Source organism: Flavobacterium sp. TAB 87 (assembly GCF_001529295.1).
GTDB lineage: Bacteria > Bacteroidota > Bacteroidia > Flavobacteriales > Flavobacteriaceae > Flavobacterium.
Genome location: NZ_LLWK01000035.1, coordinates 209,518 through 225,080 on the forward strand (window position 1 = coordinate 209,518; position 15,563 = coordinate 225,080).

Below are 15,563 nucleotides of genomic sequence, written 5' to 3' on the forward strand. Positions count from 1 at the left end.
CATGATTCCAAATCATAAACTGAAATGAAGAATGGCGATACCATATTCCTTTAAAAAACAAATATTATCTACATATGAAAACAATAATTGCAGAAAAACCGAGCGTAGCAAGGGAAATAGCCATTTTGTTGGGAGCATCAGAAAAAATGGATGGTTACTTTTCGGGAAACGGCTATTTTGTTACCTGGGCATTCGGTCACTTAATCGGACTGGGAATGCCAGAAGATTACGGAGTATCAGGTTTTCAGAAAGCCTCACTTCCGATACTTCCCAACCCTTTCTTATTAACTGTTCGCAAAGTAAAAAAGAACAAAGCCTATAAAGCAGATACAGGTGCAATAAAACAACTCAAAATAATCGACCAACTATTTAATCGGTGTGATAGCATTATTGTAGCAACTGATGCAGGACGTGAGGGCGAGTTGATATTCCGTTATATTTATGAATACCTAAAATGTACCAAACCCTTTGAACGGCTTTGGATCAGTTCGCTAACCGAAAAAGCCATAAAACAAGGCTTTGATAATTTAAAACCTAGTATCGATTTTGATGGACTGTATCAGTCAGCACAAGGAAGAAGCCGTGCAGATTGGTTAGTAGGTATCAATGCTTCACAGGCACTAAGCATTGTTGCAGGAAATGGTATTTATTCGCTTGGTAGAGTGCAGACACCTACGTTGGCTTTGATATGTAAGCGTTATCAGGAAAACAAAAACTTTGCAGTTAAAAAATATTGCCAAATAGAATTCGTACACAGCAAACATTTTATTGAGTTTAAAAGCCTTTCCAAAACAAAATGGGAAAACAAAAAACTGGTGGAGGACACACTTAAGGTAATTCAAAAAAATAATAATGCTACAATTATTTCCGTAGAGAAGAAAACGGTTACTGAGCAAGCACCTTTGTTATTTGATTTGACAGGATTACAAAAGGAAGCCAACAAAAAACTAAATCTTTCTGCTGTAGAAACGCTCAATATTGCCCAAAGTCTTTACGAAAAAAAGTTTATCACTTATCCTAGAACAGGAAGTAAATACATTCCAGAAGATATATGGACGGAAATTCCCAATCTCATCAGAGCTTTACAAGACAGAGATGCCTGTAAGCAAGCAGTAACAAAAATGAAATGGGGACAGTTTAACAAGCGGATAGTAAATGATCTTCGAATTACGGATCATCACGGTTTGTTAGTTACAGAAAAAATTCCTTCTGCATTGTCGGCTAAGGAAAATGCAGTTTACGATATGATTGCTTTTCGATTACTCGAAGCTATCTCTCACTCTTGCACCAAAGAGATAACTGATATAATCTTGCAAGCAGGGCATTCTGATTTTAGTTTGAAAGGTTGTTCAATACAGTCCCCAGGTTGGCGTTCCATTAAAGGTATCTTTTCAGATGAAGATACTGAACTTGTTCAAGAGTTACCTGAACTTAAAAAAGGGGATGAATTTAAAATAAAAGAGGCTTCCATTCTAGAAAAGAAAACTAAGCCTCCCGTACTTTATACTGAAGCGGGAGTGTTATCGGCTATGGAAAACGCAGGAAAAAAAATCGAGAATGAAGAGAAACGAAAAGCATTGCAAAACATAGGTATCGGCACGCCTGCTACAAGAGCTACTATTATCGAAACGCTTTTCAAGCGTGACTATATTCAAAGGGAAAATAAATCACTAATCCCAACGGAAAAGGGTTTGCAAGTATATGAAATGGTTAAGGATAAAAAGATTGCCGATGTTGCTATGACCGCCGAATGGGAATTGACTTTACAGAAAATTGAAAACAACGAAATTGATGCTGGAGCTTTTCAAAAAGAAATGGAAGGGTATGCAACAACAATCACTTATGAATTATTACAAAGCTCCATTGCAAAAGAGAATCTACCCAATCTTACCTGTCCCAATTGCAAACAAAAACAATTGCTTATCAGAGATAAAATCGTAAAATGTCCTGATGAAAACTGTAATTGGGTACAATTCAGAAACGTATGTGGGGTACAAATAAGTATTGTAGATATTAAAAAGTTACTAAACACAGGAAAAACAAATCTTATTGTAGGAATGAAAAGCAAATCGGGAAAGAACTTCAATGCGTATATAGTACTAGATAATGATTCTAAAACTTCTTTTGAGTTTGAAAAAAGGAAAAAATAATGGATAATAAAAATAGCATTACCCGACCGGAAATAGAAAATAAAATTTATTCAATGAGGGGACAAGATATTATACTTGCTTGTGAAATTGCTTTAGCCATCAACTAAAGTCAGAAATTATTTATATGGAAACACAACAAAAAGACTTATCGTATTTTAGATTACGACTGCAAGAATTATTAAACACAGGTTTCCCTGAGAAATCTTGGGATAAGCAATTTATTAACGAACGTTCCAGCTGGGTTGCAAAAGCATACGAAGGTGCGTTCCTATCAGGAAACACAATTGAGCAATGCAATGAAATAGCTAGTTATATCTTGTTTGAAGGTTTACACTTCTCCAAATTTGATACCGTATTTCAGGTAGTTTGTAACGAGTGTGATACAATAATGGCAGACGAAGAATTACGTCCGTTTGCATTAAAGATGTTTCCTGTATGTGAATCTGTTTTTGTAGGTTATCAATTAGAAGACGATTTCGCTTATACCACAGATTTTGAAATTCTCTATACTGAACTAACTGGAACTATTGCCATTTGGATTGAAGAAAATGGGCTTCAGTAAAAAGCAACATCTCCAGCAAAACATTGATGCCATACGAATTGCTTTTAAATTAGAAAAGGAGAACCGAAAAGCCACCGTAGGCGAAAGACTGCTAATGATGCAATTCAGCGGATTTGGAGGTCTTAAATTTGTATTGAACCCAGTGGAGAAAGAAATAGACATCAACCATTGGCGAAAAACGGATCTTAATTTTTTTCTAGCAACACAAGTACTGCATCAATTATTAAAAGATAACTCGACTGATGATAAGCAATACCGAAGGTATATTGATAGTATGCGAAGTTCCGTACTGACGGCTTTTCATACACCACCACAAGTCATAAATGCAATTTCTGAAACCTCGCGTGAAAGCGGTCTGAACATTAATAAATTCCTTGAACCTTCCGCAGGTATCGGTTCATTTATTGAATCTTTTTCAAAGAATCAATTCGTAGCTACTACTGCTTATGAAAAGGATTTACTTACAGGCAAAATATTAAAACAGCTTTATCCAAATAACAATATCCGTGTCAGCGGTTTTGAAGAAATTCCAGAAAAAGAACAAAAAACTTATGATCTAATTGCAAGTAATATCCCTTTTGGCGATACTTCAGTTTTTGATCTTTCCTATTCTCGAAGTAAGGACGCTACGAAGGTTCAGGCTACCCGAAGCATACACAATTACTTCTTTTTAAAAGGAACCGATATGCTCCGTGACGGAGGTATATTGGCTTTTATTACTTCACAAGGCGTACTTAATAGTCCTAAAAATGAACCGATACGCAGGGGATTGATGCAGAATAATAATTTGATTTCTGCAATTCGCTTGCCTAATAATCTCTTTACAGAATATGCTGGTACAGAAGTGGGAAGTGATTTAATCATCCTGCAAAAGAATACAACGAAGCAAGATTTGAGTGAAACTGAAGAATTGTTTTGCCAAAGCCGGCTAACGGAATTCAATACACCCAGTAATGCTTTATTTCTAAATACTACAAAAATTATTCATACTGATGAAAAATTAGGCACCGACCCTTACGGGCAACCTGCTTTAGTTTATTCACATAAAGGAGGAGTTGAAGGGATTGCAAAGGATTTTAAACAAATACTATCAGCGGATTTTGATAAATATCTGAATATAGAATTGTATAAAGGTGAACAAAATAATGACCATGCTATACAAATTACTGTACCACCTGCGGTTAAACCTTCCATAACTCAACCTGTAATAGAGACATTTTCTTCTCCAATTCAAAATAAAAATAGTGTAAAAGAAGAAAGACAGCTCAATATTTTTGATCTTTTTGATAACACACAACAAGAATTAGTAGCTGTGGATACAATTGCCAAAACATCCCAAACTAAAAAGAGATCAATTACAGGAAAAAGAACTGCAAACGGAATACAGACAAATTTATTTAGTAATTTTAATCAGCATCCTTTCGCATCTTCTGTTCAATCTAACAGAAATAAAGAGACTAGTAAAACTAAACAGATTTTTATTGGTGATTTGTTTTCACAGATCAGTGGTATTAGTTCGCCTGAAATTCAACCAATAGTAGCTACCATTCCAGAACCAGCTATCTATAAAGGAGCGATAAAATCATTTCACCGTAATGAATGCCTTATAATAGATAACGGTTGGGTTGGTTATCTCAAAGATTTTGATAAAGATAGCAGAAAAGCAATATTCCATCCTTTGCAGTTATCAGCATCCCAAAAAGGAAGAACACAAGCCTATATTGAAGTTAGAGATATTTATCTCGACCTATATCAGAACGAAACCGAAAAGCATACGGAACATAAGCCAGAACGAGAAACACTCAATAATCTTTACGATGCTTTTGTCAAAAAGTACGGTAACCTCAACAGTGCCGATAATATCAAACTCATCAAAACAGACAGTGCAGGAAAAGAGATTCCGTATCTGGAGCGTGTGGTCGGTGGCGTGGTACACAAAGCCGATATTTCCCATCGTCCTGTAAGTTTTTCGACTGCAACATTAGCCACAGAAAATCCCGATGAAGCATTGTCTGCATCACTGAATAAATACGGTAATGTACACTTGGATTATATGTCAGAAATCAGCGGAATTACGTCTGATACTTTGAAAGAATCTTTACAAGATCGTATTTATTATAACCCATTGAAAAAGTAATTTGAAATAACCGAACGCTGGATAGCTGGTAATGTTGTAGAGAAAGTAGAAGAGATAAATACTTATCTCAAAAATAATCCAAATGATAGAGAAGCAAAAACAAGTCTGACTGCTTTGGAAGAAGCTCGACCAAGACGTATTGAGTTTGAAGAACTAGATTTTAATCTTGGAGAACGTTGGATACCAACAGGAATTTATGCCCGTTTTGCTTCATCACTTTTCGATACCGATATCAATATTCACTATTCAGAAAGTACCGATGACCTTTCTATTTCTTGCAAACAAAAGAACGTACACATCTGGGATAAATATGCCGTAAAATCAGAGAGCAGAACCTTTGATGGAATTGCTTTACTCAAAAATGCTTTAGTAAATACTACACCCGACATCACAAAAAAAATAACGATCGATGACAAGGAAGTAAAAGTTCGGGATATTGAAGCCATACAGATGGCGAATACCAAAATTGATGAAATCAGAATAGCTTTTAATGATTGGCTACACGCGCAAAATGATGAATTCAAAAAACGATTGACCGACCAATACAATGATACTTTCAACTGTTTTGTACGTCCGCAATACAATGGAAGCCATCAGGAGTTTCCAGGTCTGGATAGCAAAGCACTAGGAATCGAAGATCTTTATGGGAGTCAGAAAGATGCCGTTTGGATGATAAAACTTAATGGTGGCGCTATTTGTGATCACGAAGTGGGAGCTGGAAAAACATTGATTATGTGTACTGCAGCACAAGAAATGAAACGATTGGGAATGATACATAAGCCAATGATTATGGGCTTGAAAGCTAATGTTCACGAGATAGCAGAAACTTATAGAAAGGCTTATCCACACGCCAAAATATTATATCCCGGGAAAGAAGATTTCACACCACAGAAACGACAAAGAATTTTCGGAGATATTAAAAACAACGATTGGGACTGTGTGATCTTAACCCACGATCAATTTGGAATGATTCCGCAATCTCCCGAAATGCAGAAAGAAATTCTCCAAGCAGAACTAGATACTGTGCAACAAAACCTTACTGCTTTGGAAGCACAAGGAAAAGAGATTTCAAGAGGAATGCTCAAAGGTGTTATTGTTCGAAAACAAAATCTTGAAGTAAAACTCAAAACTTTGGAACACGATATTACCAATCGCAAAGATGATATGGTTGATTTCAAAATGATGGGCATCGACCATTTATTGGTGGATGAAAGCCACCGTTTTAAAAATCTGATGTTCAATACCCGCCACGAACGGGTTGCTGGATTGGGAAATCAACAGGGTAGCCAAAAGGCAATGAATTTGCTTTTTGCTATTCGCACCATTCAAGAACGTACAGGAAAAGATATGGGAGCTACTTTTCTTTCGGGAACTACAATAAGCAATTCACTTACGGAATTATATCTTTTATTCAAATACCTGCGTCCACAAGCATTAGAAAAACAAGGTATAAACTGCTTTGATGCTTGGTCAGCAATTTATGCAAGAAAGACGACCGATTATGAATTTTCGGTAGCCAACAACATTGTACAGAAAGAACGTTTTCGATTTTTTATCAAAGTACCAGAACTAGCACAATTCTATTCGGAAATCACCGATTATAGAACGGCAAAAGATATTGGTATCGACAGACCTAATAAAACGGAAATACTACATAATATTCCACCAACACCTGAGCAGGAAGTTTTTATTAAAAACCTTATGGAATTTGCGAAATCTGGGAATGCAACTTTATTAGGAAGAGCCCCTTTGTCACAAAGTGAAGAAAAAGCGAAGATGTTAATAGCAACAGATTACGCCCGTAAAATGTCACTCGATATGCGAATGATTAGTCAAAAGTATAAAGACCATCCCGATAGTAAAGCTTCGCATTGCGCTGCAAAATTAGCTCAATACTATAAACGCTTTAATGCGCAAAAAGGAACGCAGTTCGTATTCTCAGATTTAGGAACTTACAAACCAAATCAATGGAATGTATATTCCGAAATCAAGCGTAAAATGGTCGAAGATCACAGTATTCCTGCTCACGAAATTCGTTTCATTCAGGAAGCTAAAAATGACAAGCAACGTAAAGAGTTTATCAATGCAATGAATGAAGGAAAAATTCGTGTCTTATTTGGCTCTACCGATATGCTCGGTATAGGTGTGAATGCACAGAAACGAACCGTTGCTGTTCATCATCTTGATACGCCTTGGAGACCAAGTGATTTGGCACAGCGTGATGGCAGGGCTATTCGTAAGGGAAATGAAATAGCAAAACATTTTGCCGATAACAATGTTGATGTGATTATTTATGCTGTAGAAAAATCATTAGACGGTTATAAATTCAATCTATTGTACAATAAACAGCTTTTTATAGATCAGTTGAAAAATAATAATCTCGGTAAGCGTACCATCGATGAGGGGGGTATGGATGAAAAATCAGGTATGAATTTTTCGGAATACGTGGCTATTCTTTCAGGAAATACCGATCTTTTAGATAAAGCAAAATTAGAAAAACAAGTTGGAGGATTGGAAAGTGAAAAACAGTCGTTTACTCGTTCTAAGTACAGTTCAAAATATAAGCTTGACGATTCAACTTCAATGTTAGAAAACGCTCAATCCCGATTGGAAAGAATGAATTTAGATTGGACTAATTTACAGGAGCGTATCCAAAAAAGTTCGGATGGGACAATTGCTAATTCAGTACAATTGGATGGTTTAGCTCCTAATGCAGATGTAAAACAGATTGGAGTAAAACTCAACGAACTTTCTGAAAAAGCTAGAACTGGAGGTCAGTATGAAGAAATTGGTAAACTGTATGGTTTTACACTTTTAGTAAAAACAGAAATGTCCGAAAAAGAAGGTATGGATATTAGAATCAATCGCTTCTTAGTTCAAGGAGAAGGAAATATCAAGTACACCTATAACAATGGTATCATTGCCAAAGATCCTCAAACGGCTACTATGAATTTCTTAAATGCGCTAGAAAAACTTTCTGGTTATATAGAACAAGAGCAAAAGAAAATTATAGAACTAAAGAAAGACCTTCCAGTGCTTCAGGAAATAGTGAATGGAGTTTGGGGTAAGGAAGATAGGTTGAGTGAACTTAAAACCGAATTGGCAGCTGTGGAAAGAAAAATACAGTTGTCGATTGCTCAAGAAAAAGATAATAAAATTCAGATGAACAATTCAGAACTTAGCAATATTGAAAAAAATAAAGTACGATCGCCTATAAGATTGAGAGTAATTTAAAGAGCTTTTGCAAGAAGAGGTATCTATTATTCGTCCAGTTTATCCATTTTTTTATTTACTATTAAAAGCTATTGCCATATGGTAAAAAAGAAGCAAAAATCATAGAATCTTAAAATAAGGGAATCAGTTTAATTTTGCATCAATAGTTGAATCCATCAATTAGAATATCCTTGCAAAAATTTGTAATAAGAAAGGCTTTGAATAAGTCACTAATTTCATCGTTATAACCTACAAATTTATTATTAGAAATAAATTAATATTTGTTTTTAGAGTGAAGTAATAATGCCTAGTTTAAAGCTGTATATTGTGTTTTTAGCACCATTGAATTGAGTTGAAATGTCTTTTCCCGTAATTAAATAGGAAGTATCTATACCTTCAGAAATATTTGTTAAATCGAAGCTACCAGTGGTTGTTACAGAAAATGTTTTATTTAGTTTATATCCAAATACTATATCAATATTATATCCAGATCCTTTTGAAGTTTGAGAAAAACTTACAGGGTGTTTAAAAACTTCAATTAAATTCCAGTCGGCCTCAGCATTATAATTTACTTTATGATAGCTTAAAGTTAAAGAGGTATGTATAAATTTATTTAATGAGATGTTAGTTTTTATAGAAATTTCAATTCCGCTCATATCGGTTTGATATGTGCTTTGTAAGTCTTGCATCTCATTGTTTAATATATAAAACTTCTGTTTTGTTAAGTAATAAAGTATTGATGGTGTTAATATACTTTTACTGGAAAATCGAATTGGAAAACTAAAACCCGTTTTTAATGCTGTAAAATAACCTTTATTACTTATGAATTTTTTTTCAAAAAATGGATTATTACGATTGTCTGCCTTATAATCTGTATCTGTGCCTTCACCATTAATAACTTCATTTTTATTTAATAATGCAGATATTAGAATTGAGTTTGTTAGCTTATATTCTCCTTTAATATAAGCACCTAAAGATTTTATATTATTAAATTTTAATTCAGAAAGTATATTAGGGGACTTGCCTTGTGCATTTCCTGCAATAGACCAATTGAGACTGCTAGAATTGTAAAGACTTCCTATCTCTAAGTGGAGTCCCTTTTGTGTGGACTGAGAATGAACATCTAAATATTTGATGAATAAAAAATATATAAGAAATAAAGTAAAGATTTTCATTAGTTTTTAAATAAAAACAAGGTTTAAGGTCATACAATAATACCCTAAACCTTGTTTGAAATTAATTATAAAATATTTTTAGAAAACATTTGGCAATAGACAACAATTTGGTGGGGTTGGATTGCCATTGTTTAATTGTGCTTGAAAAGAAATTCTTTCGGAAGCATTCATAATAGTATTATCTGACTTATATACAATTGGCGCTAATTCTGCATATACATCCGAACGAGCTATATATGGTATATAATAACTATTAGCCCATCTTCTATCAGCATCTGAAAGTACTGTTCCTCCAGTCCATGTAGAACCATCTGATTTTTTTGTCATTACAGGTACAGATGGGTTTATTGCAAATCCGTAAGAATCATACATCATTATAGAGTTATAATCTATTGAGCCAATTGCAGAATAATTAGTTGTAATTTTTGTAAAATTATGCTGATTTGCAGTTGGTACGTTTGATAAGTTGATATTAATTGAATTATCTCTGTCAAATCTAGTTTGTTCATGTCTTAAACCTATAGCATGTCCAATTTCATGAATGGCTACTTGTGTTGCTTGATAAGAAGCAAGATTAATTACTTGCCTTCCCCCAACTCTTCCTACAGATGAATTATTTACAGTAGAGTTGACAAATTCTATATATGGATAAGCAAAACCATAGGTAGGATCTACTGTTGGTTGACCTGTTGCATTATAAAACCTTATATTAGTATTTGCCTCCCAATGTTGAAGAGCCTGTTGAACTATATATTTACGATCTGGAGTTAAATCTGATGCATAGACAAATCTTACCATTGCCCACATATTGTAAGATGTAGGATATTGACCGAACGCTCTTGGTACTGCAAGGCCATCATTACCAGCTTCAAAAGGAATATTGTAAACAGGATGTGCTTTTGATAGTTTATTAGCTTCTTGGAATCCCATAGTAATAAAATCCCCCTCTTCATTTAATGTTTTTAATTGTGTCAAGGATAATAGCATATCACCCTCAAAGTAAAAGTCTTCTCCCTTTTTTTCGACAACAGCTCCGGATTTTAAAGTGATGAGCCCATCTTTCATTGAAGAAAAATCAGTTGTATTGATTGCATTTGTATTTTCGGAAGGTTCATCATTGCTGTCACAAGAAACTAGTACAAGCAGAATAAAGACAGAGGTTCTTAAAAGTTTTTTCATAAAATTAAAAATTAAAAGTTAAGAAATATTAAATACGTTATTTTTTATAAGACCATAATGAATCGATTTACTAGTTCATAGTATCATTTTCATTATAAATATGTTGTATTTTAGATAGTTTGTCATTCTTGAAGAATAAATAAACTGATGAAGATCCACTTCTTGAGGTACTTATGTCAGTATCGAATGTAAAGTTCCATTCATTGTAATTTGCCATATCGGTATCAAAAGGTTTTTCTAACCATTTATTAGACAAAATTATTTTATAATCTTTATATGTGGGATCTTGATAAATAGACAGCAATTTTTGTTTAATTCCATCAATAGGGTCATTTAATAGGATCGTAGCTTCATCAGACATGTTTTCTGGCCATTTAGCAATTGGATTTAAAAGCGCCCCCCCTTTCTCTATCTCTTTCACTTTGTTTTGATCAAATTGAATAAGAACACGTTCAATGACTTCAGACGGGGATTGCAAAGTGATTGCTCTATATAAACTGAGATCACTTTTTAATTCATTAGGATTTAAAAAAGGTTTTCTGTTTGATATACCAAGATCATTAAAGTTTTTTTGAGTGCCTAACTCTTGAAGTTGTTTGTACACTTCTGTAGGAGTGCTTCCTATTTGGAGTGTCCATTTTGAGCCACTTGTTATATTTTCAGTTTTAGGAAAGGATTCATCATTTGTACAAGAAATATATAATAAAATAGGTAGGATTAATAATGCAATTTTTTTCATAATTATTTTTTTAATTTATATTAAATATCTTTTAGCAAGACAAATATAATAAATTATCCCGTATGTGGGAATTTTATAAAATAAATTTTAATTTTTCTGAATATAATTATTTTAAGATTTGAGATTTATTTTTAAATGATTCATATTGAATTATCCCGTGTTCGGGAATAATTCATATATTTAGACAATTAAATCTTATAAAATATGTCAGTACCCCATAACATAGACTTTACTAAAGCTAGTTTTAAAAATTTTGAAAATATTCCAAATCTAAATGCATTTGAAAAAGCAGAAGCTTTTAAAGATTTTACCAATTACATGGAAATAGAGGGGCACATGAATTATCGTTTTGTAACACATAATGGCTGTGGTCCCGAAATTTTAATAAGTTCTCCTTTTCAAGACGGACCAAAGTCCTGTGTTAGCCTTGTATCTAATGATTATTTAAACTTTACACAGCATCCAAAAATTAAGGCAGCTGCAATTGCCGGTATTAATCAGTATGGAACAGGAGCAGGAGCATCACCTTTAATTGGTGGTCATCACGAATATCACGTGAAGTTAGAAAATAAACTATCAACTTTTTTTAATAGACCCAAAGACTCTTCCTTGATTTACACTACTGGATATACAGCGAATAGTTCAACATTACTAGCATTGCTTAAAAGTAATGATTGTGCAATTGTGGATATGGCAGTTCATGCCAGTGTGTACGAAGGTTTATTAGAAACGAATGTTAAAACTTTTCCTCATAATAACCTTGATTATTTAGAGAGAGCTTTGTCTGCTACGAAATCAAAATTTCTTACGCGATTAGTTATAATAGATGGTGTTTATTCACAAGATGGAGATCTTGCTAAAATCGATAAAATTTATGAGCTTACTAAACAATATGGAGCTTATCTTATGGTTGATGATGCTCATGGTATTGGAGTTTTGGGAAAAAATGGTAGAGGAGCAATCGAAATGTTTAACCTATTAGATAAAGTTGATATTATTTCAGGTACTTTAAGCAAAGCTTTTGGACACATAGGGGGATTTATAATTTCAAAGCCAGAAGTAGCTAATTATCTTAAATTTCAAGCCCGTCAACAAGTTTTTTCTTCAACTTCTACTCCAGCAACTAATGGCTTGTTAGTCGCACTTGATTTGATTGATGAAGAACCAGAATGGCGAGTTAGACTTGCTGAAAATGTAGCCTATTTTAAAAAGGGACTACTAGATATGAATCTTAATATAGGAACAACGGAATCACCTATAATACCTGTGAAGATCGGAGATGCCCATAAAACTGGTGACGCTGCTAGATTATTGCTTAAAGCAGGTGTCTATGCTAATGCTATAGTTTATCCAGGAGTTTCACGTAAAGATTCCAGAATCCGAACAAGTTTAATGGCTACTCATACTAAGGAACATTTAGATATGGCTTTAAATGCATTTGAGCATGTTAATCAGAAGTTAGGTATTTCTATAAAGCAATAATTTTTAAGTAATTAAATATTACTTTTTTTTGATTATTCATTAATGTTAATTAAATACATAATTTTGTATATTAAATCTAACATTAAATATTATGGCAAAAAAGATATACCAAGGAGAAATCAACGATAAAGAGCGATCAAAACGTAAACTCATAAATTCAGTAGGAAAGGTTTTGAAAATCAAAGGGTATTCAGGATTGACAGCAACAAATATTGCAAAAGCTGCAGGTTTAAGCCGTCGTCTCATTACAACTTATTTTGATTCTGTAGATCATTTGGTAGAAACGTATGTTAGACATAAGGATTATTGGACTGAAGCATCAGGAAATATTGGAGAAATAATTGAACAAAATCAAGGGAATAATACTAAGGAAGTAATTAATTATCTATTGCAAAATCAATTAGATTATTTTTATAATAGTACGGAAATGCAAAAGCTTATTTTATGGGAGATTAGCGAAAAAACAAAAATTATGTATGAAGTTTGCGATGACAGAGAACGTTTAGGTTCAAAGATTTTTGAGCTAGCTGACGAAGAATTTAAAGCTGATATAATTGACATTAGAGCAATATCAGCACTATTAGTTGCGGGTATTTATTATACGGTACTTCATGCGAAATCTACAAATACACTGTTTTGTGGAATTGATATTAATGAACCTGAGGGGATGAAAAGAATTAAAAATGCAATTAGTTTAATAATTGAAAACGCATAGGATATAGTAGGTAATATTTTTTCTAAGTATGTAGTTTAATATAAACAAAAAGGTAAATATTTTGATATTTAATAATATATCCTAATTAAAAAGAAATAGTAAAACTATTTTAAAATCTAAAATTAAAGTGATGTTAATTTAATCTTTTTATTTATCCTTTCTTTACCAAATGCTGTAAATCTGGGTCATTTGTAATCCGCTCTATCTCATTTTCAATAATAGCAACAATGTCCAGTTTTATTTGGCGGTAGTTAGTCTCAATTTCCTGTTTCATATTATTTTTACCCTGTTCATTTGTAAAATTTAAGATTTGCGGTATCTTCTGATACGCTTTGGTTTCGGCCGTTACGGTATCATTATCAACTACAATTTCAGCGTGAAATATTTTTTGCTCAATTCTTTCATCAAAGTTATCGGAAACCGCCCCAACAAAAATACCCTGTGTCAAAGTGGAAATTTTTGATGCTGGTATCAGACTGTCTAACTGTGTAGAAATAGAAGTTGATTTGTCGTTACGATTAATGGTAAGACTTTGACGTTTTTGTAAAACCTTCCCGAAGCGTTCTGATAGATTCTTAGCGGTTTCACCAACCACTTGACCACTAAATATGTTTCCAACTGTGTTCTGTATTACTTTACTTTCCTTATCACCATAGTCACGTATCAATTGAGAGAAATCCTGAAATCCTAAACAAATCGCCACTTTGTTACTACGGGCAGTAGCAATGAGATTATCCAACCCTCTGAAATAAATAGTTGGTAACTCATCAATGATAACTGAACTTTTTAATTTCTCTTTCTTGTTGATTAATTTCACAATCCTTGAATTGTACAATCCCAATGCAGCCGAATAAATATTCTGACGGTCGGGATTGTTTCCAACACAAAGAATTTTGGGTTCTTTAGGATTATTAATGTCTAATGAAAAATCATCTCCTGTCATTACCCAATAGAGCTGAGGTGAAATCATTCTTGACAAAGGAATTTTAGCGGAAGCAATCTGTCCCTGCAACTGATCTTGAGCACCACCTTGCCAGGCATCCATAAACGGAGAAAGATAATTTTCTAAATCAGGGTAAGTAGTTAATATGGTAAAGACATCAGCATATTTTTTATTTAACAGTTCAATAGCGTGTGGAAAAGTGCAATATTTACCATTATCATATATTTTCAGAAACCAAATAATGGCAGCTAATAAAATAATCGGACTTTCTACAAAAAAATCACCTTGTTTCTGTATCCAACTACGATTCAAATTGAGCATAATAGTATAAGCGGCTTCATAAGCATCTGATATATCCGTCATAAAATCAGGATTAAGCGGATTGCAACGATGGCTTCTGCTAGGATCGTCAAAGTTGATAACATAAAATTTAGGTTTTACTTTATACTTGTCAGTGTGTTTCAGTAAATGGTTATAAGCAATGGTAGAAAGATCATCAAATTTAAAATCGTAGATGTACATTGAAAAGCCTTTTTCAATATGTTGCTTGATATAACTGTTTATAATAGCATACGATTTACCCGATCCTGGTGTGCCTAACACAATTGTAGCTCTAAAAGGATTTACGATATTAATCCAACCGTTATGTTCTTTTTTATTGTACCAAAATTTGGTGGGCAGGTTGACGGAATATTCGTTTTCCATCAATTTGGTTTCCTGCATAAAACTTTCATTCTCGTTATTGAAAACATCGTCCATTAGATTGGTGCGAAGTAAACGGCTCATCCAAACTCCTGCTACCATCAATGCTATGTAACCTAAACTAGCAGTAAGGATATATAAGAATGTGGCGGTATTTAATGACAGCTTTAATAAAGGTGTGTTCAGAAAAAACAAGACGAAACCAATTACCAAAGCAATATAAATTTTAGCCCACGTTATTTTTTCGTCTTTAACTCCCTTTGAACCCAAACAACTTAATGCCAATAATACCAACGCGAATACTTTTGTATAAAGGGTATGAGAAAACAAACCAGCCGTCCGTTGGAAATTGCCTAAAATTTTGTTTATGATTTCCAATGTCCAGCCACGTTCTAAAAAAAATCCGTAACAAAACCAATAAAAATGCATCAGTACCAACAAGATACTTATTGCACGCATAAAAGCCATTATCTTGGCAAGCCCTCTTAAATCATCTTCTCCTTGCATTATTTGAATTTTTAATGTTCGGGCGTGAATGTAAAGAGTATGAAGGTTGTGTAGGTGAA

Annotated in this window: 8 protein-coding genes and 1 pseudogene; 5 read left to right on the forward strand and 4 right to left on the reverse strand. The window is 33.6% G+C overall.

All coding sequences use genetic code 11. The annotated features are described in order from the left end of the window. Nucleotides 1-74 precede the first annotated feature (74 nt). The 3 genes and pseudogenes from topB to AP058_RS07725 all read left to right on the forward strand — a co-directional run bounded on the left by topB (nucleotide 75) and on the right by AP058_RS07725 (nucleotide 8,083). On the forward strand, nucleotides 75-2,150 hold the full coding sequence (gene topB, locus AP058_RS07715) for a type IA DNA topoisomerase (RefSeq protein ID WP_066308767.1): 2,076 nt from the start codon (nucleotides 75-77) through the stop codon (nucleotides 2,148-2,150). A gap of 124 nt (nucleotides 2,151-2,274) precedes the next feature. Next, nucleotides 2,275-2,712, forward strand: coding sequence for a DUF1896 domain-containing protein (locus AP058_RS07720; protein ID WP_066308769.1), 438 nt, complete (start codon nucleotides 2,275-2,277; stop codon nucleotides 2,710-2,712). Continuing rightward, nucleotides 2,699-8,083, forward strand: a pseudogene (locus tag AP058_RS07725) (N-6 DNA methylase). The gene AP058_RS07720 and the pseudogene AP058_RS07725 overlap by 14 nt, the downstream one beginning before the upstream one ends. Before the next feature lie 266 nt (nucleotides 8,084-8,349). Here the strand turns inward: AP058_RS07725 and AP058_RS07730 are convergent. The 3 genes from AP058_RS07730 to AP058_RS07740 form a co-directional block, all read right to left on the reverse strand. Beyond that, on the reverse strand, nucleotides 8,350-9,237 hold the full coding sequence (locus tag AP058_RS07730) for a hypothetical protein (RefSeq protein WP_066308772.1): 888 nt from the start codon (nucleotides 9,235-9,237) through the stop codon (nucleotides 8,350-8,352). A 78-nt stretch (nucleotides 9,238-9,315) separates the two neighbouring features. Continuing rightward, complete coding sequence (locus tag AP058_RS07735) at nucleotides 9,316-10,416, reverse strand: M12 family metallopeptidase (RefSeq protein ID WP_066308774.1); 1,101 nt, start codon at nucleotides 10,414-10,416, stop codon at nucleotides 9,316-9,318. A gap of 70 nt (nucleotides 10,417-10,486) precedes the next feature. Next, nucleotides 10,487-11,155 carry a hypothetical protein gene (locus AP058_RS07740; RefSeq protein WP_066308776.1) on the reverse strand — a complete coding sequence of 223 codons (669 nt, stop codon included), beginning with the start codon at nucleotides 11,153-11,155 and terminating at the stop codon, nucleotides 10,487-10,489. 204 nt (nucleotides 11,156-11,359) lie between these two features. Between AP058_RS07740 and AP058_RS07745 the strand changes: the two genes are divergently transcribed. Together AP058_RS07745 and AP058_RS07750 are read left to right on the forward strand one after the other, a co-directional pair. Further along, nucleotides 11,360-12,637, forward strand: a complete 1,278-nt coding sequence (locus tag AP058_RS07745) for an aminotransferase class I/II-fold pyridoxal phosphate-dependent enzyme (RefSeq protein ID WP_066308778.1) — start codon at nucleotides 11,360-11,362, stop codon at nucleotides 12,635-12,637. Between the two features lie 91 nt (nucleotides 12,638-12,728). Continuing rightward, nucleotides 12,729-13,352 (forward strand): TetR/AcrR family transcriptional regulator, encoded by a 624-nt coding sequence (locus AP058_RS07750; RefSeq protein ID WP_066308779.1) that lies wholly within the window; start codon nucleotides 12,729-12,731, stop codon nucleotides 13,350-13,352. Nucleotides 13,353-13,503: 151 nt separating this feature from the next. Here AP058_RS07750 and mobC read toward each other — a convergent pair whose 3' ends face one another. Next, nucleotides 13,504-15,504 (reverse strand): conjugal transfer protein MobC, encoded by a 2,001-nt coding sequence (mobC, locus tag AP058_RS07755; protein ID WP_066308780.1) that lies wholly within the window; start codon nucleotides 15,502-15,504, stop codon nucleotides 13,504-13,506. Between the last annotated feature and the right edge of the window lie 59 nt (nucleotides 15,505-15,563).